We start from the raw sequence: 23,431 nt of genomic DNA on the forward strand, positions 1-23,431 counted from the left end.
TCACGCCACATGAGGCGCCGTGAGAGCCGGATCAGTTGGGAGTGACGAGCGTCTCACAGGATACGAACTATGGTGGGGAGGCGTGATGTGTCACGTGTTTTACCGCATGGCTGGCGACCGATGTGATAGATCTGAATACGTGCGTATGTTTTATTTGCAGCCGAGATGTCGCCGCTCCAGAAGTATGTTTTCGGGATAGAAAACGGTAAAAACATCACATCACACTCCTTCAACCGCGAATAGAACATTTATGTGACAACTCTTACATATGGTGGTTTATCTAGATACTCGATAAGCCGTACGGCACCGGTATCGCCAGTTGGGCTTTTATGTAGTTGAATATACTGGAGGCCAGTATCGTTCATCCATGTCTCAAGGAGTTGAGAAGAGAGGTCGACATGGAACGCGGATAATTCGCCCTGTAACAGTGCCGGGTTGTGAATATCCACGACGGCGTCAGTTGCAGTGACGATGGTCGATTGAAGCCACGATCGGACCCGTCGTGTCGTCTCCACACCAAGCATGTGGCTCAACGTGTTCGTATCGAGTGACAGGACGACACCTCGGCCACGGGCTCGATCGTGTATTGTCGTCATCGCACTTTTGATTCCACTTTCGTCTTCAGCGGATTTGAAAATATTCTGGTGGTCATCCCATACTCCGTGATGATCGAAGACGAAGAGGCGATCGTCATCAAGGAGATCGCTCATCGGCGTTCCGAGCCGTTCGAACACCGATTGGAGAAACAACGGCTGTGAGTTGATTCGTGGGAGGAGTGCGACGGACCGATCTTCGCTGATCATATTTGAGAGGAGGACGTAGAGAATGCCCCCAATCTCTGCTTTTCCATCGTGTTGAACGACCGTACTCTCGCCGGAGAGGATGCCACCACCGAGTAACGTATCAAGACCATCGATGCCGGTCGGAACGTGATTCGTAACACGAAGCGTCGAACTGAACGTTCGGTTCTCCGGAAGGATACGGATTCCGCCGTCGTCGAATACTACTTCGAACGTTCGGTCATCGTATTTTACTCCACGCATTTTCATGATCTCGAGTAACCGTCTATCCGTTCCCCGGAGCCGATTGCGGTGGAGCCGTATCACGCCATGCAGATTGTACTGTGTGAGCTCGTCGACGGCGAACTGTCCCGTTTGCAGCCCGTTAGAGTGCGACTGTGATGATTCTGCAGTGAACAACGCCGTTGCGTCGTGGTGATCGTTTAGCAACTGGATCAGGTCCAAGAGGAATCGTCGATACGTCTGCTCGGTTTCACTGACACAGCGGAGTCCCGAAATGCTATCAACGACGACACGGTCGCCGGAAACGTTAAAACGGAAAAATTCCCGAAGATTCGCGGGCGTAAAGTCAATATGGTGGTCGTCGATCTCGTCAGTCCCCTCTAGGGTCCGGAGAAGATGTTGATCCTCGTCGCCATCGGTCCGATCCGCCCCATACGTTTCGACGATTGTCCCTTGATCGTACTGGTCAGTCCCACTGCCGGGACGAGCATGTAACGAGAGAACGGTAAGTGACTCATCTGTCAGGTCGAACGAAAACGGCTCGAACGTGTCACGAAGTTCATCCGGAGTCTGTTCGGTGCTGACATACGTACAGTGATCGTCGTTCTCGAGACCTGCCTGTAAGAAGTTCATCGCCAGCGTCGATTTTCCGGCCCCTGGTGGCCCAGTCACGAGGACCGTTCTGTTCTCTTGGAACCCTCCGTCGAGGATCTCGTCTAATTTCTTGACCCCCGTCGAAACAGCCATATCAGCGCTATGCGTCGGACGATAATAATGACGAGGGTCTTGAATTCCATTTTCGTCTAGACGAGCGCCGTCGGTCGTCGAGCAGAAAGGTAAACACAGTCTCGTGACGTGTGTTGACTGTCACGTGCCGGCTTATCGATTGCCGGTTCCGTTACCCTGGCCTGGATTGCCGCCGTTACCCTGGCCTGGATTGTCGGCCGGTTCTCCCCACACCTGCAGTTCAAACGCCACCCGTTCTCTGTTACTGTCACCGAACGCTGCCTCGACGGTTATGTTCTGAACACCGGAAACTGTCTCTGGTGCCTCGTAAACGAACGCCGTCCGGCCATCAGTACCCGACGCGCTTACAGTCGGAGTGACCGTTCCCGGCCCCGAAGAGACATCGGCCTCAATCGAAACGCCACTAACCGGGTTATCGAACTCATCCCTGACCTCCGTGACGAGTCGTTGCCTTCCGCCTGCCGGCACGCTCGCATTGGAGCCTTCGATATCGGTGAGATAGGTCTCGGTCCATGTGTTCGAATCATCACCAACCGACACTCGAGAGAGTTGCATCTCGTAAGTCACATTGCGCTCTAACGTTATCGTAAGTGTCCCACATGGCTCATCAGCCTGCTCAGTCGCGGAACATTCGTATTCGGCCACGTGTCCGTCATTTTTCAGGATGTCCTTCCACTGGTTTTTGGTGAGTTCGGTTGGGATGGAGAGCGTAAGTGGCTTTGATTCAGTTCCGGAGACGGAGACAGTTCTTGTTCCGGTACTCGAGGGTCGAACCTCGAGGAGTGTTCGATCGACACTGGTATGACTGACCTCTCCCCTGAGGGCTGTCAGCGATATTGTGCGTCCGTTTACAAGTTGGTGGCCGTCCGTCACAAGTGTTGTCTCTCCGACGCGGTTATAGACGGTCCCCAGATCGTAGACCGTCTGTGGCGCGTCGTGATACTCGTTATAGTCAGGAGTGTAGATGAGTGACCGCGTCTCGATCGGTTTCGGCGAGCCGTTCCAGTAGTCGCCGGTCTCTCCCGGTGCAGTTGCATTCTCTATCGTCACTGTTTTCGGCTCGCCCGCTCGAACCGTTCCGGTCGCTGGCGGCGGATTCAGCAGGAACATACGCGACTGGTATCGCACGCCAGGGGTCAGTATGATCGACTGGCTCGTCCCGGTCGTCACCGATCTGTCGATACCCGCAGCGAGATCCCGCATCTCCCCCTGGACACGCTGATTGTGATCAAACTCTGCCTCACTGACCAATGCTGGAACCGCGTTCAGCTGTAACAGCGCCAGCATCGTCATGAGAATTGCTAAGAGCAGGATCGCACCGATAAGCGGTGAGACAGCGCGATCGTCACTAACACCATCTCGGTTCATACGACGAGAAACACCACCGTAACGAGCACCGTGAGAGCAATTGCGTATTTGAGGCCGCTGAGAAGGTTGTTCTCGGCCAGCTTGCCACCGATTAACCCAGCCACGATACCCTGAATGAGCGCGGAGTGGAAAAAGATCGTTCGGAAGACATCGATGTCGATCGAAATCGACGCCGGACTCCCCTCCATCTCACCCGGACTCGAGGCTGCAGCTGCTGCCATCGGGTCGAGGAAGCTCACGCTTAGCACGACGATGATGAACAAATAGACGAGCGAGCCAATGAAGACGATCGCCAGATACGGCCCAACCTCACTCCGTCGAGCGGCCTCCATGCGAGCGTAAATCTGTAACTCCTCAGCGGCGATTTCGAGAACGTCATGGAGATCGCCGCTGATTCGATTTCCTTTCGCGATAATCGTCAACGTCGGTGCGACCTGCGGAATCGGGAGACGGCCCGCCAGTCGACGAAACGCCTTCGAGGGATCGTGGTTCCAGACGATATCGTTTCGCACCGTCGTTAGCTCGTCGCTCAGCGGCCCAGTACTCGCCTTTGAAACCAGCTTGAACGCGTCGGTGAGCGTCACACCCATTCGGTTCGCGTTTGCGAGCGTCTCCAGAATATCCGGAAATTGATCGACGATCGTTCGTTCTCGTCGCCGATTCCGTTCGTACAGTACCGATACCGGAACGGTGGCGACGAGTCCCGGCAAGATCGCCACCCAAAGAGTCGTCACGACAGGGTCGGCGACGATGGCAGCCCCTGCTGGTTGAACGCGGCCACTGAGTACTGCACCGACCGCAAGCGCAACTCCCACCGGAACCGTAATCGCAAACCCGAGAACCGGCCGATTTCTCATATATTCGATACTATTCGCGAGGCGGTCACGAACTCTCGTACGGAGTTGATTCCGTTGGTACGCGCGATACCGATCGGAGCCTTCGAACGAATCGTCGACCGATAACATGCTGCCGCCGGTGTGTCCCGCCTCCCGTTGTCCGTCAACTGCCTTCGATGCAGTGAGACGAGGAGCGTGAGCGAACAGATCGACGAGCAGGAAGAACCCAACCGCACCCAGCGGCAACACGACATAGATCACGACGGCAATCTCGAGAACACCGACGCCGCCCAACAGGCCAAGCACCAGCAGCGTAATGATCAAAAATAGCGGTCCAGCAACGAATCCTGCGATGAACACCTCGCTGATCAGTCCGAGTCGGTCGACGAACGACTCCTGTTTCTGGAGGGCGATTTCGGTCTGTTCGTCGATCTCTTCGTCGAGAAATCTGCTGACATCACCACCCGACTCGAGGACACTGAGGAGGTTCGTCAGAAACTGCTGCAGCGTCTCGCTTGGTGTTCGGTCGCGTGTGTTTTCGATCGCCGTATGCAGATCGTTCCCGAAGCGATCCATCTCACGGACCATCAGATCGAACTCGCTTGCGATCTCACCGTAGACGTCACGTTCGTCAGCTAGCGCCCGGATTGCTGTGATAATATCGACACCCCCACCGGACATCGCGTAGAGAAACGTGATTGCGGATGGCAGTCCCAGCTCGATCTCGCTGCGACGTGTACTGACGAGCCGGCGTGGCCGATAGTGAACATCCCATCCCCACATGACACCACCACAGACGATCGCAGTACTCGAGATCGAGAGCACGGTCCACGCGATCGTCTCTGTCGGCGTATTTCCCATGACGGCAGGGACGCGGTCAGATGTCCCAGCAATGACAGCCACTGCCGTGAGGACGACAACGGCGAGAACGGCCCCACTGCCAGCCACTTTCAGACTCCTGACGGCGCTTTCGGCGAGGTACTTGTCGACAGTCGTCCGAACGTGGGCCTGCTCGAGACGGCGTTGCAGGGCGTGATACCGCTCTGCCCGCTGCTTGAAATATGCTCGGATGCGTCCGTACTCGTCGGCGAGACCGTCTTGCAGCCGGTCGTGCCGGTGCCGATCCGTCGGCTGTCGCGTCGCATCGCCCGCGTCAACACTCACGTTGGGCTGTGCTGGGGATGCCAGATTCTCCGTATCCTCGGAATTTGTCTCACGCACGGCTAGTCACCCGACTCGGTAAGGACAGAACCGAGCACATCGTCTCGGACGAGATCGACGATCGTGTCGGGTTGGCGAGTGAACATCGTCGTTGCCTTAACGACCTCGTCGTAGCCGTTGATCCCGTTCGCGTGAAGATACTCAAGGATGTCACGTCGCCGCTCGAGTTCGGTTTCGACCTGTGCTGTCGTCCAGCCACGTTCGTCGCGGATATCGTCGATCGTCTGTGAGGCCTGCGCTCGATTGAAACTGTCTGTCGCTGGGTCCCGATCGAAGACAGTGCGCGCCTGTAGCATGCCCTGACCCTCGTCTCGTGGGATGATCTCGACGATTTCGCTGTTTCGACGGACGTTCTTTCCATCGACGCGAACCTGTTTTTGTATCGAAACCAGATCGAGTTCGGCGATCATCTGTCTCGAAACGGTCAGTGGTTCGTTTTGCAGTCTGCTCAACAGTCCCTGCACGGAGTTCGCGTGGAACGTTGTATACGCCGTATGGCCGGTCGAAATCGCCTGAAAGAACGTCGAGGCGACACGTGGATCAGTCCGAATTTCGCCGACGAGTAAATATTCGGGTCGCTGTCGCAGACTTGCTTCTAGCAAGTTGTACATCGAGACCTCCCCCCGTCCCTGATCTCCCGTGGCTTCACGGGAGACGCTTTGAATCCAATTATCGTGTGGCAACGAGAGCTCCGGTGTATCTTCGATGGAGACGATCTTGCTCTGGGGCGGTATGAAAAAGGACATTGAGTTCATGCTCGTCGTCTTCCCAGAACCCGTCGCACCAGCGAACAACAGCGAGCGGTTGTTCTGGACTGAAAACCAGAAAAACGCCATCTGTTCGACACTGAACGTACCGGAATCGATGAGATCGACTGGCGTAAACGGGGTATCGGTAAAGTTTCGGATCGTGAAATTCGAGCCACGTGTCGTCACGTCACCACCCAACGTCGCCTGCATCCGGGACCCATCTGGGAGACTGGCATCGACGAGTGGATTCGAGACGGAGAGATGTTTGCCTGCTCGCTGGGCGAGCCGCATTACGTACGAATCGAGCTGGTCCGCACCGAGTTGACAGTTCGTCGGGATGTTTCCGTACTCACCGTGATAGACGTGTATCGGGACGTCCTTGCCGCTGCAGGAAATGTCTTCGACCACCGGCGAACGCATGAGTGGGTCGATCCGTCCATACCCGATGAAATCCCGGCGCAAATAGTAGAGGATCTTGTGTAACGACGTACTGGAGACGGAAGTCGCATACTCTCGAATGATCCGTTTTGCCTCCCGATCGAAGACCTCACGTGACGGTCGGTCACCAGTCTCGTCCGCATACAGTAACTCGGTTCGAAACGTCCGCTCGAGATCGTCGCGAACGTACGCTTCGAACTGATCGAGCGCTGGCTCGACGACCCAGAGACGCGGCTCGTCAGTCGCGTCATCCGAGACGGTCGCCAGATATGCATACGGCCGATTGACCCACGACCAGTCGCGTTGGTGGTGTGTCTCGAGATAGTCGAACTCGAAAAACGCCTCGTCGATCTCCGGTTTGCGGACGGGATCGGACGACTCGTCCGGAAAGAGTGGGGTCGTGTGTTCGCGTGCCTCCGACAGCACGTCGTCGATGACACTGGCTGACTCCTGGTCACCCATGTCGGCGGACACATCCGCCACACGGTCTGTGGACTCCTGCGACGGATCGCCTTCCGTCTTTCTCCCTGCTGTCTCGCGATTATAGCTGAATTCGGACCCCTTGTCAGACATAGTGGTTCAGATGTATATGCGCAGACGAGACAAACGCTGAAACACAATTTCGAGTTGAATAGTGCTGGCTTCTAACTCGAAGGCCTAAAACTTTGTTCTGGGGGCCGCTGAGTCGGAACTACGCACTCTCTCTGGGTACTATCCCATGTATTTATTCTCCGTGACTGATATTCACGTGGTATGTCTGGACAGATCGGGTACTCGATGTCGACTGCAGAAACGGTCCGCTTTCTCGAGCAGCAGGGACATGGCACGCTCAGTCTCGCAGCGGACAATCGTGCGTATGGCATTCCGATTTCGTATGGGTATGATGAGGACTACGACCGACTCGTGATGGAGTTCGTCTCGACTGAAATGAGCAAGCGAAAACGGTTTGCCGAGTCGACCGACGAGGTAACGCTCACGACGTATGAATTTCGGGATCAGACGACGTGGGCGAGCGTCGTCGTAACCGGAACGCTTTACGAAGTTCCGCCGGAAAAAGTATCGAATCAGGTTGCAGCGCTGTTTTTCCGTCGTGCTGATGACGCCGCAGGTGATGACCGGTGGCAGGACGATACGTTCGACAAAGAGTGGTACGAAATCGATATCGAAACGATGTCCGGGCGTCGCGGTGAGCAAATCCCGTCTACAAAATGAGGTTCAGACGATCACGACGACATCTCACTATACTACCAGACGCTTCGAGTAAGCGATCGCTCTCCGCATCTCGAGCACTCGAAACGCTCTCGAGATACCCCACTGATGAGGAAACTCACGACAGGTGAATCTTCGGTTGGAGGGGCCATATCGTTTCAAGGCCCCGGTTGTGGTACCAGAGATGTGCCATGAAAGCGTTTGTCATGAACGAGATCGGCGAAACCGGGTTTGTAGAGAAAGACGAGCCGGAAGCGGGACCGACTGACGCGATCCTGCGACCGACAAAAGGGCTCGTCTGTACCTCTGACGTGCATACGGTCCACGGTGCGATCGGCGAACGGGAAGACCTCACGCTCGGTCACGAGATCGTCGGCATCGTCGAGGAGGTCGGCAGCGACGTCGAATCGTTCGAACAGGGAGACCGTGTCGCCGTCGGAGCGATCACCCCCGACTGGGGATCCGACGCCGCACAGGACGACCATCCATCACAGTCGAACGGCGCCCTCGGCGGGTGGAAGTTCGCGAACGTCAAAGACGGCACGTTCGCCGAGTACGTCCACGTCAACGAAGCCGACGCGAATATGGCCCACATTCCAGACGACGTCACCGACGAGGAGGCAGCCTACACCACTGACATGATGAGTACGGGGTTTATGGGCGCCGAACACGCCGACATCCCGATCGGTGGGACCGTCGCGGTGTTCGCCCAGGGCCCTGTCGGTCTCATGGCCACCAAGGGGGCTGCACTGCAGGGGGCCGGCCAGATCCTCGCAGTCGAATCGGTACCTAAACGCCAGGATCTCGCCGAACGCTACGGCGCGACGGAGATCGTCAATTTCGAGGAACACGACCCCGTCGAACGGATCCACGAGCTGACCCACGATAGAGGCGTCGACGCTGCCATCGAAGCGCTCGGGTCCTCGGCGACGCTCGAGCAGTGTGTCGCGGCGACGAAACCCGGCGGAACCATCTCCAACGTCGGCTATCACGGCGAGGGCGAGTACGTGAACGTCCCGCGCGAGGCATGGGGTGTCGGCATGGCCGAAAAGGACATCGTCACCGGCCTCTGTCCCGGCGGCCGGCTCCGACTCCGCAGATTGCTCCGCTTGCTCGAGGAGGACGTCGTCGATCCGACACCGATGACGACCCACGAGTTCGATTTCGACGAGATCAAAGAGGCATTCCGACTGATGGAGACCAAAGAAGACGGCATCATCAAACCCCTCGTCAACTTCGAGTGAGCGGCGGAACGGCGGTTCGCCATCACGAGCCGCCGTCAGTGGCACGGCGTCGACCTCAGTAGCCCGACGGAACTGCGATCGGCACGGACACAGCAACGGATCGATTACTGTCGGAGACAGCCACGCGGTCGCGCGCTATAGTCGGCCGCGTTCCCTCGACCCCCCTCGTATATTGCGCCGTCCGAAACACCCATGAACATAGTTGCCATAGACCGCGGCATGGCGACCGTAAACAAAACTGTCGAAGACGTGATGTCGACACCGCTGGAGATTGTCTCGAAGAATGCCACGCTCACGGAAGCTGCAACAGCGATGCGCGACAAGGATATCAGCGCGCTGGTCGTGTCGACGGATCCCCCATCGATCGTCACGAGCACTGATCTCGTCGCTGCTGCCGCTGATGGTGCGGATCCGACGGCGCTCCAGGTGTCAGATGTCATGACGAAATCGGTCGAGACGGTTCCACCGGACCTGTATCTCGAGGAGATCGCTGCGATGATGACCACGTTCGGTATCAATCATCTTCCAGTCGTCGACGGTGATGATTATCTCGGCATGGTTTCGTCAACCGACGTCACGGCCGAGCTCTCCTAGCCGGTGTCGGCAGGAAACGAGCACGGCTTCGTCTTGTCTCTCCGTACTGGGATCTGTTTCCAGGGAGAACGATAGTGGTCGTTAGAAAGAATCACTCATTTTTGGAAGTGAACGCTGATCAAGAGCGGTATCGATCGCCGTTGTAAGTTCAGGTAGTGAGTCGAAGAACCGGTTACTAAGTGCTGATTGAAGTTGTCTCCAGCACTCTTCGACCGAATTTAGCTCAGGCGAATACGCCGGCAACGTCACGAAGGCGAGGTCGCCACGGGCCGCTAGGTTCGTGACGGCCGACGCCTGAAAATACGGCGCTCCATCTAGTATAATAATCAAGTCATCATCGAACTCTTGTCATGTATAGAGAATGAAATGTTTTGCGTGTTCGGCAGTAGCGTACTCTTCGAATCGAGAGAAAAAGCGATCACCGTCTTCGGTGATCGCGCCCAACAGACACGTCCAGTCGCGTTGCCCGAATAATTCGACGGATGGTCGCATGCTGCGCGGAAACCACGCGGCACGCGGCTCGACCTGCACGGATTTCTTGGTTTGATCGATACAGATTACTGTGGCGTCCATCCCCCGCCGCTTTTTTTGAGGTCCTCGCGGAACGTTTCTTGCTCCTCTGCATCAGAATCGGCGGCTGTAGGACGGGGTTTTTGATAGCTCAATCCCGCTTCTTTGAGCAACCGCCGGCAACTCGGGATTGAGTACTCGACATCGTAGGTCTCGTCCAGATACTGCTGGACGAGCGTCGGCGTCCACGCCGGCGCGTCTAACCCAACATCTTCGGGGGAATTGTGGACAGTCTCTTCGAACTCTTGTTGCTCTTTTTTTGAGAGCTTTCTGTTTCTCCCAGATCGGTGAGCATCAGTAACGGCCTGCTCAAGCGACTCGTCAGTGTCGAGTCGAGTGAGCCAGCTATAGATTGTCCGTCGCTGAACGTCGTACCACTCGGCCAGTTCAGTCTGCGTAAGACCGTTTTTGTACGCTATTGCTGCTAATAGCCGTTGTGTCGGCTTCTTTCCTTCCACATTGTCGAGGGCAGTTTGTAATTCCTCGACAGAGATCTCGTCGAGATGATCCACTTCACTTGACGATACTGCCCGAGTAAAAAGTTCTGACGGTTACTAGAGCCACGAAGCGGCGTTCTCTGTGCCTACTTCTTTTCTCGTGCCGTTCACACACCGTACGGTAGTGCAGTCAGTGCGCCCATGTTAACTATCTCACCTATTGTGGCTATTGCACCAATTATGGCTATTTAGACAGGATTAGCCGCAATGCACCCCAGACAGTCCGGCTCCGAGACGCGAACCACCCCAGGGTCAAGTCGTTCGAGAGAGATCATCTCTCGTGATCGAGCGAGCCCAGCGGTTTCGCAGATGGCGAGGGATCAAAGATTCCCCGAGCAGTCGGCGCGAAGCGCCGACAATATCGCGAGGCGGCGACGAAATCGGAGATATTTGGACGACCTCGAGGTACTCGCCTCGCTCATCGGTAAAAGAGACGTCCGAAATCAGCAACGAGATCAGGTCGCAACGGCCTACTGGCTTCCAGCTTGCCGCCGTTCCTCGAGTACGAGTTCGGCGACACGTTCTGGCTGTTCGTTTGCCAGTCGGAGGATCGCGTCGTGAATCTCGCGGCTTTCCTCATCGAGCACCCCTGCTTCGGCGAGCGTCGGGACGATGGTCGTCCGAATCTGGTTCTCGAATTCGGTCACCGTCTCGGCTCGAGCGTAGAACGGCTTCTGTTGAACCTCGCTGTATTCGAACGCCGGTCCGGTCTCTGCGGGCGACACTGATTCGTCGGATGTCGTCTCGGTGGTCTCCAGCTCGGATTCCGGTTCTGTGATCAACTCGTCAGCCGGATTCGAAGTGGGCATTTCTGCGGCTGGGTCGCCGTCTTCCGGTTCCGGTGACTCCGGTTGTGAGTCAGGTTCTGTCGCAGCGTCTGACGCAGCCGAACCTTCGTCGTCTGCCTTGAGATCATCGAACGGATTGCTCATCGATCGACCCCTCCGGCAGCGACGATCTCCGCGAGTTCCTCGTAACAGGCGATCTGGTCGTTTTCCGGATCGTACTCCTGCAATGGTTGGTTGTGCTGGAGGGACCTCGACAGTGCCGACCGGTGACGGATCCCGGGCTTCGGCGGCGTCATGTCACCGGCATCGATCGCCTCGAACTCCGCAGCCGTGATCCGGGCGAAGTTCGGAACCACCTCCTGTAAGGGTTGTCCCGGGTTGACCTCGTAGGTCGCCGTGTTCAGGTTCTCGAGCAACTCTCGGTCCTCGGTCTGTTGATCGATCCGGTCGGAGAGTTTGTTTGGAACGACAGCGAGAACGTCGACATCGATGTACTCCCGTGCTGGTTCGATCAGTCGTTCCATCGTTCGCTTGTAACCGCCGATCGCGCTCGAGCCCGGCTCGATTGGGATCATGACGTTCCCCGTCGCGACGAGTGCGTTGTTGTTGAGCATCCCCGGATACGCCGGACAGTCGAACACCACGTACTCGTACTCGTCACCGAGGAGTGGGTCGACGATTTTCGATTTGATCCGCGCCGATCCTTGCATCGCACCTGCGAGATCTTTCTCGACGTCCTCGAGCGTGTCCGACGAGGGGAGCAGATCGAAGCCGTGTTCGGTCGGACGGATCAAGTCATGTGGTGTGGCATCACCCTCGAGGATGACGTCCCCGAGATTGATCTCGTCCTGATATGCAGCTTCGAAGCCGAGCCCGTTCGTTGCGTGCCCGTTTGGATCGAGGTCAGCGAAGAGGGTCTTCCCGCGCTCGGCAAGCTGGCGCGCGAGGTTCATCGAGGTCGTTGATTTGCCGACACCACCTTTCAGGATGACCACGCTTACGGCACGTGGATCGGTCGTTGTATCGTTCATTGTTGAAATCCCCTGTCTCAGTGGGGGCAGGATAGGTACCTATTGTTCCGATTCCCACTATTTCAGCTTGTAGGGAAAGCCTTTCTTTCCACCATATTAGTTCTACCTACTGGAGGTACAATAGGAGGAGCATCTACAATAGGTACAATAGTCACAATAGTTAGAATAGTTAAGAAGGCTACTGTATGTGGGGTAGATGCAGTAGGTCAGGTACCTATTGTGCGTAACTGTGTCTCTAATAGCTATTTTTTCTACCGCACTAGTACCCACTGTCAGGCTAGTTGTGCCGTGCTATGCTTTTGCACCTATCCGACCTATTGTAGATAGCACAGCTATTGATGCGTGCAATACTATCGTAGTTAGCGCACGTATTGCAGGCAGTAATGCTATCGTATCCACTGTATCGCTACATCACTCGTAGCTACCTTACTGATCGGTAACTAAGAGCTGTATCTCAACGGCAGGTCAGATACTGGAACTACTGCACACCTTGCACCTATTGTAGCTATTCTCTAAATTGTACCTTTCACAGCGACCAACCCTTCGCTGATAACCATACCCAACATTTAGAACTGAGTAATATTCCGCCGTGAAGTAACTACGATTCGGGATAGGGTGGAGAAACACTTCGATAGAGGTGTGTGGTAGTACCAGATCAATCGAAAATCAGAAATTCATCTGCTGATGAAAACCCAGGTTTCCGAATGAAACGAAATCCCGGTTCACACGAGCGTCGCTCTCACGATTCGTTGAGCGACCAGTGGTCGTCCAAGCGGTTGCCGGTTCCTCGTGACTGTAAACTTGACAGAACTTGAGTCTGTGAGTTTCACATTTATCAGAACATGGAAAACATCAACGACCCATCCCAGTCGGAAGGTCGAGCCAGTCAGGGAGCTCGATCCCGTTCGGGAGCTCGATTCGGTCCGAGCGCGTCGATTCGTCCGGTGAGTCCGGAGCATCCGCAAACATGCCGTTGAGCGCCATGGAGTGGTCATCATAGTAGGCGTAGAGATTTCGTGGTGCCACATACTGGCCGCCGTAGTATCCTGCAGGACCGTTCGATTCGATACCGTTGTTCTCGTAGTCTTCCGTGAACCGGAAGTTTCGACGGTCATAGATCAAGTCACCGTCAAGCCAGTACTGGACGACGCCATCGGCGTTGGCCGTTCCATTATCGGTCGTATTCACACGGACGTAGTACTCGAACTCGTACCACCGCCCAGGAACGATCGCCGGTTGCCGGACGGCGTACTCCTCGCCGTCGAGGATGAAATCGTGATCCTGGTTCTGATCCATATGGTACGTGTACGACAGCAGGTGGAACGGCCCGTCCGGACTCGTCCCTCGCGTGGTGACGTACAGTCGATTGCTCCAGCCGTTGGTACCGTCCGGGACGCCGCCACCCGCACTGCCCTCACCCAGCGCCATCGCACAGTTCCAGAGCCGACAGTTGCTTACCCCTCCGTTTTCCATCGTCCAGTTCGAGTTCAGTGCGAAGTGGACGCGGCCGTTGAGTTCGAGGAGGTCGTCCTCGAAGTCGTAGTGGGCACTCGCACCCCAGTGGTCGCCGTCACGAACCCGGAGCTGAAGCGCGGTCTCGCCAGTATATGTCGGACTGGAAACGAACGAGAGATTGTCGCGGTCACCGTTTGTCAGCCAGTACAGGTCGCTCCAGCTCTCGTATTCGTCGTACTCGAGGTGGATGACCTGGTCCGGCCCACTGTCACTACTGGCAGGTGCTGCACGTCCTGCTCCGATCCCGGTTGCGCCGAGCACTCCCCCTGCACTCGACAGACACCCCATTCGAAGCGCCTGGCGCCGGGTCACACCCGTGGTGGTTTTCGGCTGAGTCGCGTCGGTCCTGCCGTCCCTGTTCAGAGTCGTCCGATCGGCACGATCGTCCTCCATACCGCCTGAGCGCATTTCACGTGCGGTAATAGTATTAATATGATTTACACGAAGTAGACTCTGTCATCGAACGATTGTGTAAGTGGAATTCATACCACCAACGCTGATTGGGCACCACAGTCATCGTTTCGTGACTGCAACAAGTGGCTCCCGTACAGCGATACGTGAACGCTACTCTGACATATTTCTACACTCCTCGTTTCAGTTGTCATTCATGATAAGAATCATAGAACCTCTGTTCGACAAACAGAGGTTCTTCGATAGGCCGTAAAGTGTTAACACCCATCAAGACCCACGTCTCAGATCTCGTTTCGGCCGAATACACATCGATAGAGGGGTGTGGTAGTAGCAACTCGAGCGGAAGAGACCGGCACAGAACCGAGCCGAAACGACTCAATTCTCGTTTCGAACCTGTGCTTTGACGACGCTCGTTACTTCGTCCGTAGAGACCATGTCGAGACGAGAATCTTCACGAAGGGTTTCGAGGATCGTGTCGGGACGCTCGCCAAACTGAAACTCGAGGAACATGCCGGAACTCGGCCCGTGGCTCCGACGCTCGAAGTCGACGAGCGAGTACGTCGTCATCTCTTTCATCTTGTTGACGTACGTCTCCTGGTGGTACTGCTCGGCCCCGATCGCGTCGGTGAGGAACTGATAAACACGGTAGCCGGTCGTGCTCCGAGCGGATTCGTCGTCCGTCTCGGCGGCGACAGCTGCCGTCGCGTAGAGACAGAGCTTCTTCTGGGTGCTGATACCGCGGACGACCTCGAGAACCCGATTTTTCTCGACTTTGTCCTGTGCTTCGCGGACGTGTTCTTCACGAACGCGGTCGTCGCCCTCGCGTTCTGCGAGTTCGCCGGCAACACGCATCAGGTCGATCGCCTTGCGGGCATCGCCGTGGGTCTGGGCCGCAAAGGCCGCCGCCAATGGAATGACGTCGTCGTCGAGGACGTCCTCGTAGAAGGCGTCCTGTCGCCGGCGCAGAATCGACTGTAGCTGGTTCGCATCGTAATCGTCGAAGTGGACATCTTCGGGTGTAAACGAACTCAAGGCTCGACTACCCACGGACTCCATCATCTTCGTGTCGTTGGAGATTGCAACGACGGAGATGTGTGCCGTGAGTTCGTTGTTTGCGCCGGCTCGAGAGAGTTGATAGAGCAGTCGAGAAAACGCCGGCTCCTGTTTGTCCCGACGACCGACGAGCATGTCGAGTTCGTCCAGGACGAAGACCGCCGAGTCGAAGTTCTCGTTGACGATCCGATAGAGTTCGTCCCACTTTTCTTTCGTCGCGACGCCGTGTTTCGGCACCTCCACGTCGACGCCAGCTTCCTCCGCAGCGCGGCTCGCGAGTTCGTAGACCGCCACACCGAGGGTGTCGAGGTCCTGGCAGTTGACTTCGATCGTCCCGAACCGGATATCGCGAGTCTCACAGATAGAGCAGATATTCTTGCAGACGGCTTTCGTGATAAGGGATTTGCCGGTTCCAGAGGGACCATAGAGAAAGAGGTTCGGCGGGCGGTTATCGCCAAGGGCAACACGGAGCATCTTGGTAACCTCCTGAAGTTGCTCGTCACGACCGACGATCCGATCCTCTTCGACGATATGATTCGGATCGAGAAGCGACCGGTCGCGGATGAGTCCCTCCTGTTGGTCGAACTCGAGTAACATGTCCTCGATCGATTTCGATTCACTGACTACCGCCGGATCGCTCGGGGATGAGGATCGCTCGGATGCAGTCGCGTCGGACGAAGAAGAAACCTGCTCCGTCGTGTCATCCTTCGATGTCCCCGCCCCATCTCGGGGATCCTCGAAGTCATCCATACCGTGTCCCATACAGGGTGGAACCAAAAGTGTTCCCCACCGTTATCGATGTGTATTTTCTTCGATCGAGACGGTATCGCAACCGGTTCACCAGAATCGAGCGCGGACAGCCTCGAGTTGCAGCTGACGACCGACGATGTGTTACACTTCTGGAGGGGTAACACAGACACCCCTCTATCGATGTGTTCGATGTCTCGAGGGGGAGGGGGGGTCTCTGACGGGAACGAGTGATCGAGAGGTCTGCTACCTCGAGATATCGCAGTAGATAGCCGATCAGGGATCATTGAGGCAGCTAAACAAGTCGATTCTCTCTTCTCTTCTTCTAGTTTCTAGACTAGACACTCACACACCCCTCTATCGATGTGTTCGATGTGTTCTGGCCTGCTGTTCTTTTGTCGTCTCGGAAGCGTCACATATGAGCCGTATTTCAAGCCGGATTGGACCCTCAATCAGAACTCAAAACTCGATAGATCGCCTTTTTCGGGGCCTTTCTGTACAATACCCACTCGAGTTCTTCTGTCTCTGTCTCCGTTTACACGCTCTATCCCCCTCCCTGCTTCAGATCGAACACATCGATAGAGGGGTGTCTGTGTCACGGCGACCACGCGAAGTCAAGCACGTCCAAAAGACACACATCGATAGAGGGGTGTCTCCACCTCTAAACGTCACCGATGAGTACCGTGTGATTTCTGTATTTCTGTCATTCACGGTAATTCCTCTGCGTCTTTCGTTGTCCAACCTCCGCTTCACTCGAGTTGTAAGTGATCATTCCCCACAAACACATCGATAGAGGGGTGTCTGCGAACGCCGTCGGAATACCGGGTTAACCGGATTACTGACTCTCCGCGTAGCTCTCCACACCCCGGCTTGAGGATCCGTTCTGGTGTTTGTGACGCCTCAACTCGAGGATATCACTACTGATCCGTTGGACAGTGTTTGGTCTTCTATGACTCGTGTGGAAGAGTCCGATGACAGTCGGGATTGTCGAATTCTATGGGACATTCGAATTACTGTGTTTAGATTCGTGTTTAGATCGTGGTATTGTGATTGATCGCGAAGGCGTAGACCGTGATTCGGCCGTTTGTATCGACGCGATTGAAATAGCTTGAAAACAAAGAAGTACGTCGTATCACCAATAAAATGATGTATTTGGAAGCGTTTCGGTTTTCATGTTCTCGTATCGAAACTGGAGCCTACGTCGACGGAGTGCTGTCTGAAGATGGCGAGTTCGATCAACGAGAACCACGTCATCGGAGACATCATATTTCTCGACTGGTCCACGTAAGAAGAGCTCCGTGGTCAGGTAAAATGTTTTTGTAACAGCAGTCGTATGGTCAAAACAGCCGTGTATGCAGCAATTTGCTAGATTCTGGAACTCACAGCGGCGTACAGCCAGTACTGCTGACCGTTGATCCGAATCGTAGTCCCATTGGCCGAAACGCGATTCGGCGATGCACGGTCTCCGTGCTGTAGATCGCACTTGTAAACTTAATCGCAAACAGCCTTTCGTGATCGATACCTACCTGACTTCTCTAATTTTCAAACGGTACCCAAAAGCGATAGTATAGACAAATAAAGACGAATACCAGAACCATCGGCCGATGCGGTGTCCGCTCGCGCTCCACAAAGAGCAAATCCATCTAGCCACCACTCCAGCTGAGTCATCTAATTTCTTTTGTGAATCATACGGAAATCACCACCTCACAAGTGAATACGACTATTCAAAATGCGGAACTCTAATTATATGTGCACAGTAAGTCCGTATTTCGGGAACATCCCCAGAACCCTGGAACCGTTCGATCACGACGTGAGGACTGTCCTCGAACGTCGGTGCGTTGCCGTTTGGCCCAGACGACAGGACGATCAGGTGGCCGCACCCATCACGAAGACGAGTAGTACCGAGTTCAACAGACCGGATCAGAATCCTTTCGACCGCTCACCATCGAGCAGAAGTCGTGCATACCGATCGTTCGGAACGGCCAGACAGTCGCCGTAGTTGGATAGTCGCGGTCGTCGGTTCTGTAGCGATGATCTTCACCTTCGGGACACCGCTTTCGTACGGAATCTTCCGTGTGCCGTTCAGCGATGCCTTCGGAATCCCGTCGGTCGCGCTGTCCGGCGTATTCGCCATCATGCTCTTTACGTTCTTTATCGGCTCCGGGCTCATCGGCGTGTTCGGCGCACGGTTTGGTGCTCGAGCAGTGCTCCTCTCGTGTTCGCTCACGACGGGTGTAGTCGCGCCGTCGCTGTATCTCGTCGAGTCGCTCGGTGGGCTGATCGTCGTGTTTGCGCTCCTTGGACTCGCACTCGGGACGGCATTCGTCCTCCTCGCATCCGTCGTGCCACGCTGGTTCGAGGCTCGCCGAGGGGCTGCAACGGGACTGATCTTCGTCGGCAACGGACTCGGCCTGTTCGTGCTCCCGCCGATCTGGCAGCGTACCCTTGCGGAGATCGGCGTCCGGCGTGGCTTTCTGTTCATTATGTCGGCAACCGCGCTCGCCTTTTTCCTAGCTGGACTCGTCTGTCGACGGCCGACCTGGGCGGCACAGTCGACTGCAACCGCCAGCGAACTACTCGAGTGGCTCTCTGGGTTAGCCGGAACGCGGCGGTTCCGGTTGCTGTTCGTCGGAATCGCGCTCTCGTTTGCGTGGTACCAGTTGCTTGCTGCCTACGCCGTCGAGCTGTTCGTCACTCGTGGACTGACACCCGCTGGGGCCTCGACCGCGTTCGGGTTGATCGGCGGTGTCAGCATTATCTCGCGGATCGCCAGCGGCTATCTCGCTGACGTCATGGGCTCGCGACGAGCGTTTCTCGCGTCACTCGTTTGTGCGGCCACCGGGATCGCCCTGCTGTTCGGTCCCTCCTTTTCGACAGTCGTGGCCGCGATTTTCCTGATCGGTCTCGGACTGGGTGGCTCCGCGACGCTGTATATTCCGCTTCTGATGGGCGTGTATTCGCCCGAGAAGGACACCGCCATCGTCGGCACGTTCAACGTCGCGATCGGTATCGCCGCGCTCGCGATGCCACCGCTTGGAACGGCCAGCGTCGAGTTCACGGGGAACTTCTCCATCGCGATCCTCCTGACGCTTGCTGCGACTGTCGGCGGATTTTGGATGATCGCTGCCGGCACAGGTCCGTAGTGAGCTGTCATGGCCCTGTTTTGCCCCGTTTGAACCCTCACAGAGCGGTGTTTTGGCAGTATCAGGACGCGACGCGTTCCGACAATATCGATGGAGTTGCCGGAATCTTCCCTCATTCCTGGAGTCGCTCAACACACACTCTTGAGTGCAGGTCTACAAATGTGGTCCTAGTCGATTCGAAACTGACTGCGAATCGGGTCATTCGACGATCACGACCGGGAGAGCGTCCTTCGAGGACTTCACCGACTCGAGCGACGCCTCGAGGAGTTGCGAACAGTGCGTGGCCTAGTACGCCGCTGCACAGTTTCTCTTCCTCGAGGCGCTCTCGAGTATGGGCTTCTAACCAGATCACGAGCAGGCATTTGTAAATTGTCCTGTAACTACTATTAGGTTGGAGTATAATGGTGAAGGTAACGAGACTTGGACAATCCGTATGCCACCCAACCGACCATCTACTACAAGCCGACAGGACACTGATTTAGGGCCCACGAACGAGTGTGTGATCTGTGGATCGGCAGACTCGCTCTCGAAATATTCGTTTGAACCGTCGTCAGACGACGGTTCAACTATTGCTCTGTGTCCAAGCCATTATCAAGTCGCAACTCTCCTCAGTGGCTCTCGTTTTCTGGATTCCGATGCTTCGACCGATTATAGCCTCCAAGAAACGAAGAAAATCACGGTCCGCGTCCCACGCGCATTGATCGAGGGAGCAGATTCCGTCGCTGAACAAAAGGGGCAGACACGCAGTGAGTTCGTTCGTGACGGAATTCAGATGGCGATGGAAAGCCAAGAGCTGGAAGAGGCATTCAACGAGATCCTCTCTCAGGCAGTCCACTCACAACCGAACAGCGAAACGGAAGGTGATGTCGAGTTTCTCAAAGAGCGCATTCGGAAACTCGAGTCCCTGCTCGAAGACAGTATTGACAAAATCTAGCCCGCTGTTCATACGCAACCAGCTATTACCGTCGACGACGGGTCAGCTGTAGGTCGGTGGCAGCTGACTTGATCGTCGTTCGAGGAACTCTTCAAGAACGGTTGCAGCTTCGAGGTGAGCGACCGATTCAGTCGTGACGAGCCGCCAGCGTGCGGTCTGATGCGCGACTGTCGCTCGTGGTGTTGTACGAGGCTGCACATGAGACCTCGAGCAAGGATCGGCCTTCGCGTGAGCAGCACTTCGAGCTGTGGAAGTGGGTGCACACGAACGGAGCGTTTCCGCATCAAACGGCGCTCGAGTTCGCACAGAACGGTACTGCTGTCGTCGTAGCAGATGTTGACGAGGAGGGAGGCGCAGAGACAGTCCAACAGATCGAAAATCGGTATTCTCAGGGCGGTCTTGGGAACCCCAAGGCGATCGCTACTGCCGTCCTGTGGCTCTGTTCTGATGCAGCATCATTCAGAATGGTGAAGCACTCGCAGTCGACAGTGGCTACAGAAGTCTAGACGGTCGTCAAACTCGAGCACGCCGTTGGCCCACCTATCCCTGGTGGCAATGCATTGCCTGACGATGGGTGTCTTCGACTTCTACGAGTACGCCGAACTTCGACGTTGCAATTGACCCACTCTGGCCGAAGCTACACCTGCTTACCTGCCTCAATAAACTTAATAATCATCTGATGGTTTCGTTCAATCTTCACACCTGGGCAAGAGACCAAACGCTGTCACAATGACTCGACACCCAAATCGGTAAGAAATGAGGTAACACGTCCCCATGCGGACGGCAGTATACAAATATATCGCAGTCGTGTCCGAACTTCATAATATGGAGAAAGCCTCTATTGACGACGTGGAACCGAACGCGTTCGGCCGAGATATTGACTGTCGCGGGCTTTCGGAACCGCTGGGAACGACCGACTTCTCGATCAACTATTTCTGTTTGGAACCCGGTGAAGGGTTTTCCAACACGATGCATACCCACATGGATCAAGAAGAGGTGTTCGTCGTCGTCGAAGGTGAAGCTACGTTCACCACGATGGATGATGAAGTCGTCGTCGGCGAGGGCGAGGCGATCCGGTTTGCACCTGGGGAATACCAGACTGGAACCAACGAAACCGACGACCCAGTAGTTGCCTACGCTATGGGTGCACCGCGTGATAGCGAAGATGTTCGCGTGCCACGGGACTGCCCGGAATGCGCAAACGGCAACATGCGAGCAGTGCCTGGTGACGACGGGTTTACGCTCGTCTGCCCGGAGTGCGGAGCCGAACTCAACGCCGAGTAGTCAGTCTTTCCTGATCGACAGGATTCCGAGTCTCAGAGGAGACGAGATGCGTCCCAGAAACGCTACTGATTTTCGTCTTCAGTGTGAGTCTCCTCTGTTAGCCCTTCTGACCTGCGATATCACCCGATTAGATCGCTATTCGACACCACGGTTACTCCCGCTGTAGTCTCGACTTCCAAACGATGAGACTTCCACCGGCGAGCAATTTGTATAGCGTTATGTTATTTACAATGATGTTCCGCAACCCTGCTTCTCCTGATTTCTATACACTTATAGTCACTAATCGGCGAATCATCTAGATCAATAGAACGCGGACCTGTCTACTGATCTTCTCAAACGATCGGCGAATAGACGATCAAATGTACTTTCTGCAATTAATCGTTCCGAATCAATTACTCGTTCTCGAAGACTTCAGACGCCTCTTCCGCCAGTTCTTCGGTCTCGATATGGGCGTACATCTGTGAGGTGGTCCGCGGATCGGCGTGGCGCAATACTCGCTGTGCTGCGGCCGCACCATGCTCGCGATAGATGGCTTCACCGACGCCACGCCGCGCGCCATGCGGTTTCAGGTATTCGCCGTCGATCTCGAGGTCAGCCGCATCGCACAGCCGTTTCAGAACCGACCGGCCGCCGTTAGTTGACAGCGACGGCGGAACGACCTCGTGTTTCCGATGTAATTCGAGCGGTTCGCCCGCGGACGGATCGATGTCGTCGGGGAGGTTCTCGTATAATGATGGCGCATGGCTTGTTACGAACACGGGCCATTCGGACGTCAGCGGATCGAGGGCCTGCTGGAGACGCTCGAGTGGACGATGCACTTGTCGTGGGAGTTGTACCTCCTCGTCTTCGTGCTGACTCTTGCCGAGCACCTGGAACTGGTTGTTCTCGAGGTCGATGTCGCTCCACCGCAGGCCGTTCCGGCGGTCGTCCCGTGGATCGCTCAGGATTTCCCCGCCACGAGCACCCGAATAGGCTAGCATATATACGAGTGCGCGGTCACGCAGTTCCTCGAGTGCGGCCGATCCCTTTTCGTCGACGGCCTCGTGGGCACGGCGATCGGCATACCGGAGCAACGCGTTTCGGTCTTCGGCCGACCAGAACTGTTGATCGCCGCTCTTTTTCGTCGGTCGCGGCGGCAACTCGTCGAGTGCGATCCCTTTCTGCGCCGGATTCTCCTCGAGCCAGTCCCATTTGACGCAGTAGGAGAGAAACGCTGAGACGTAGTCGTAGTACGTCCACGCGGTCGCTGCAGTCTTTGCTTCGTCATTCGAGAGCGCTTGCGCATACGTCGCCATATCGCGCTTCGAGACACGTTCGACTGTCTCGGTGCCACGGGCTTCGAGGCGCTGTCGCCAGTCGGTCAAGACGCGGTCGAGGGCATCGCGGTAGTTGCCGGCCTTGTTACCCGACTCGAGGAAGTCGTCGATGGCCGTCTCAAGGGGGGTTCCCGGTGGATTAGCTGTTGAATCTGTCGCGTCCATTGATCCGTATATCTGTACAGTGTGGTTAATGTTCTGTGCAATATCAGTGTTGCTTCGATTGCAACTCAGACTATAAACATACGGATATCGTGAAAATCAGTGTTGTGAAAATATTATAAATAAGGGCGCTGTCTAGTTTAGCACCTCCGCTGGCGTCTGTCCGTTAAGTGATTGGTGCGGTCGTTGTGTGTTGTAGTAGTGTACGAACTGTTCAAGCCAATCTCTGACACTCGCCCGACTGCCCACCCACGAATTATGGAAGCGGTCAACTCTCATCTTCAAGGTGTGAAACCACTTTTCGATCAGGTTTCTTTCGACGTAGTCGAGCTGACCGCTCAATCCTACTCGAGAGAGGGCAGTCAGATAGCCGTAGCCATCGACGAGAAACACCGTGTCAGAGAGATCGTGTTTCTCGGTCAATCGATGCAGGAATGCAGCGGCTGGATCGGTCCCTCGTCGTCCGAACACTGCAACATCGAGAATCAACCGAGAGTCAAGGTCTATTGCAGCGTATACCCAAGACCAGTCGCCGTTAATCCTGACAGCTGT

General features: G+C 55.7%; 16 protein-coding genes and 2 pseudogenes. 6 read left to right on the forward strand and 12 right to left on the reverse strand.

The window, feature by feature from the left end:
- Positions 1–248 precede the first annotated feature (248 nt).
- The 4 genes from ACFR99_RS02875 to ACFR99_RS02890 all read right to left on the reverse strand — a co-directional run bounded on the left by ACFR99_RS02875 (position 249) and on the right by ACFR99_RS02890 (position 6,954).
- Complete coding sequence (locus tag ACFR99_RS02875; RefSeq protein WP_390284215.1) at positions 249–1,769, reverse strand: RAD55 family ATPase; 1,521 nt, start codon at positions 1,767–1,769, stop codon at positions 249–251.
- Positions 1,770–1,901: 132 nt separating this feature from the next.
- A complete protein-coding gene (locus tag ACFR99_RS02880; RefSeq protein ID WP_390284217.1) occupies positions 1,902–3,137 on the reverse strand; it encodes an archaellin/type IV pilin N-terminal domain-containing protein in 1,236 nt (411 codons plus the stop codon).
- A complete protein-coding gene (locus ACFR99_RS02885) occupies positions 3,134–5,137 on the reverse strand; it encodes a type II secretion system F family protein (protein WP_390284219.1) in 2,004 nt (667 codons plus the stop codon). The genes ACFR99_RS02880 and ACFR99_RS02885 overlap by 4 nt, the downstream gene beginning before the upstream one ends.
- Before the next feature lie 59 nt (positions 5,138–5,196).
- Complete coding sequence (locus ACFR99_RS02890) at positions 5,197–6,954, reverse strand: type II/IV secretion system ATPase subunit (protein WP_390284221.1); 1,758 nt, start codon at positions 6,952–6,954, stop codon at positions 5,197–5,199.
- A 180-nt stretch (positions 6,955–7,134) separates the two neighbouring features.
- Between ACFR99_RS02890 and ACFR99_RS02895 the strand changes: the two genes are divergently transcribed.
- The 3 genes from ACFR99_RS02895 to ACFR99_RS02905 all read left to right on the forward strand — a co-directional run bounded on the left by ACFR99_RS02895 (position 7,135) and on the right by ACFR99_RS02905 (position 9,428).
- Positions 7,135–7,593: a pyridoxamine 5'-phosphate oxidase family protein gene (locus tag ACFR99_RS02895; RefSeq protein ID WP_390284223.1), complete on the forward strand. Its 459-nt coding sequence runs from the start codon at positions 7,135–7,137 to the stop codon at positions 7,591–7,593.
- A 188-nt stretch (positions 7,594–7,781) separates the two neighbouring features.
- Entirely contained in the window at positions 7,782–8,834 is a 1,053-nt protein-coding gene (locus ACFR99_RS02900) for an NAD(P)-dependent alcohol dehydrogenase (RefSeq protein WP_390284225.1), read from the forward strand.
- Between the two features lie 252 nt (positions 8,835–9,086).
- Positions 9,087–9,428 carry a CBS domain-containing protein gene (locus ACFR99_RS02905; protein WP_390284565.1) on the forward strand — a complete coding sequence of 114 codons (342 nt, stop codon included), beginning with the start codon at positions 9,087–9,089 and terminating at the stop codon, positions 9,426–9,428.
- 81 nt (positions 9,429–9,509) lie between these two features.
- On the opposite strand, the pseudogene ACFR99_RS02910 reads toward ACFR99_RS02905, so the two are convergent.
- From ACFR99_RS02910 to ACFR99_RS02935, 6 genes and pseudogenes are all read right to left on the reverse strand, one after another.
- Positions 9,510–10,510: pseudogene (locus ACFR99_RS02910) on the reverse strand (IS630 family transposase).
- A gap of 455 nt (positions 10,511–10,965) precedes the next feature.
- Entirely contained in the window at positions 10,966–11,427 is a 462-nt protein-coding gene (locus ACFR99_RS02915) for a DUF7970 domain-containing protein (protein WP_390284227.1), read from the reverse strand.
- Positions 11,424–12,314 carry a ParA family protein gene (locus ACFR99_RS02920; protein WP_390284229.1) on the reverse strand — a complete coding sequence of 297 codons (891 nt, stop codon included), beginning with the start codon at positions 12,312–12,314 and terminating at the stop codon, positions 11,424–11,426. Before ACFR99_RS02920 ends, ACFR99_RS02915 begins: the two co-directional genes overlap by 4 nt.
- Positions 12,315–13,166: 852 nt before the next feature.
- Positions 13,167–14,222 (reverse strand): hypothetical protein, encoded by a 1,056-nt coding sequence (locus tag ACFR99_RS02925; protein ID WP_390284231.1) that lies wholly within the window; start codon positions 14,220–14,222, stop codon positions 13,167–13,169.
- A 393-nt stretch (positions 14,223–14,615) separates the two neighbouring features.
- Positions 14,616–16,043 (reverse strand): orc1/cdc6 family replication initiation protein, encoded by a 1,428-nt coding sequence (locus ACFR99_RS02930; protein WP_390284233.1) that lies wholly within the window; start codon positions 16,041–16,043, stop codon positions 14,616–14,618.
- 1,028 nt (positions 16,044–17,071) lie between these two features.
- Positions 17,072–17,683, reverse strand: a pseudogene (locus ACFR99_RS02935) (IS6 family transposase).
- A gap of 387 nt (positions 17,684–18,070) precedes the next feature.
- Between ACFR99_RS02935 and ACFR99_RS02940 the strand changes: the two are divergent.
- From ACFR99_RS02940 to ACFR99_RS02950, 3 genes are all read left to right on the forward strand, one after another.
- A complete protein-coding gene (locus tag ACFR99_RS02940; protein WP_390284235.1) occupies positions 18,071–19,183 on the forward strand; it encodes an MFS transporter in 1,113 nt (370 codons plus the stop codon).
- A gap of 778 nt (positions 19,184–19,961) precedes the next feature.
- A complete protein-coding gene (locus tag ACFR99_RS02945; RefSeq protein WP_390284237.1) occupies positions 19,962–20,117 on the forward strand; it encodes a hypothetical protein in 156 nt (51 codons plus the stop codon).
- An 825-nt stretch (positions 20,118–20,942) separates the two neighbouring features.
- Complete coding sequence (locus ACFR99_RS02950) at positions 20,943–21,401, forward strand: cupin domain-containing protein (protein ID WP_390284239.1); 459 nt, start codon at positions 20,943–20,945, stop codon at positions 21,399–21,401.
- 392 nt (positions 21,402–21,793) lie between these two features.
- Here ACFR99_RS02950 and ACFR99_RS02955 read toward each other — a convergent pair whose 3' ends face one another.
- Positions 21,794–22,882 carry a tyrosine-type recombinase/integrase gene (locus ACFR99_RS02955; RefSeq protein ID WP_390284241.1) on the reverse strand — a complete coding sequence of 363 codons (1,089 nt, stop codon included), beginning with the start codon at positions 22,880–22,882 and terminating at the stop codon, positions 21,794–21,796.
- Between the two features lie 132 nt (positions 22,883–23,014).
- The coding region (locus ACFR99_RS02960; protein WP_390284243.1) for an integrase core domain-containing protein at positions 23,015–23,431 on the reverse strand (417 nt) is incomplete at its 5' end.

Source organism: Haloarchaeobius amylolyticus (assembly GCF_042678045.1).
Taxonomy (GTDB): domain Archaea; phylum Halobacteriota; class Halobacteria; order Halobacteriales; family Natrialbaceae; genus Natrinema; species Natrinema amylolyticus_A.

Coding starts and splice junctions, on each gene's coding strand:
- ACFR99_RS02900 (WP_390284225.1), top strand. CDS start 7,782: ATGAAAGCGTTTGTCATGAACGAGATCGGCGAAACCGGGTTTGTAGAG.
- ACFR99_RS02915 (WP_390284227.1), bottom strand. CDS start 11,427: ATGAGCAATCCGTTCGATGATCTCAAGGCAGACGACGAAGGTTCGGCT.
- ACFR99_RS02880 (WP_390284217.1), bottom strand. CDS start 3,137: ATGAACCGAGATGGTGTTAGTGACGATCGCGCTGTCTCACCGCTTATC.
- ACFR99_RS02890 (WP_390284221.1), bottom strand. CDS start 6,954: ATGTCTGACAAGGGGTCCGAATTCAGCTATAATCGCGAGACAGCAGGG.
- ACFR99_RS02930 (WP_390284233.1), bottom strand. CDS start 16,043: ATGGATGACTTCGAGGATCCCCGAGATGGGGCGGGGACATCGAAGGAT.
- ACFR99_RS02950 (WP_390284239.1), top strand. CDS start 20,943: ATGGAGAAAGCCTCTATTGACGACGTGGAACCGAACGCGTTCGGCCGA.
- ACFR99_RS02955 (WP_390284241.1), bottom strand. CDS start 22,882: ATGGACGCGACAGATTCAACAGCTAATCCACCGGGAACCCCCCTTGAG.
- ACFR99_RS02925 (WP_390284231.1), bottom strand. CDS start 14,222: ATGGAGGACGATCGTGCCGATCGGACGACTCTGAACAGGGACGGCAGG.
- ACFR99_RS02895 (WP_390284223.1), top strand. CDS start 7,135: ATGTCTGGACAGATCGGGTACTCGATGTCGACTGCAGAAACGGTCCGC.
- ACFR99_RS02905 (WP_390284565.1), top strand. CDS start 9,087: ATGTCGACACCGCTGGAGATTGTCTCGAAGAATGCCACGCTCACGGAA.
- ACFR99_RS02940 (WP_390284235.1), top strand. CDS start 18,071: ATGATCTTCACCTTCGGGACACCGCTTTCGTACGGAATCTTCCGTGTG.
- ACFR99_RS02945 (WP_390284237.1), top strand. CDS start 19,962: ATGGAAAGCCAAGAGCTGGAAGAGGCATTCAACGAGATCCTCTCTCAG.
- ACFR99_RS02875 (WP_390284215.1), bottom strand. CDS start 1,769: ATGGCTGTTTCGACGGGGGTCAAGAAATTAGACGAGATCCTCGACGGA.
- ACFR99_RS02920 (WP_390284229.1), bottom strand. CDS start 12,314: ATGAACGATACAACGACCGATCCACGTGCCGTAAGCGTGGTCATCCTG.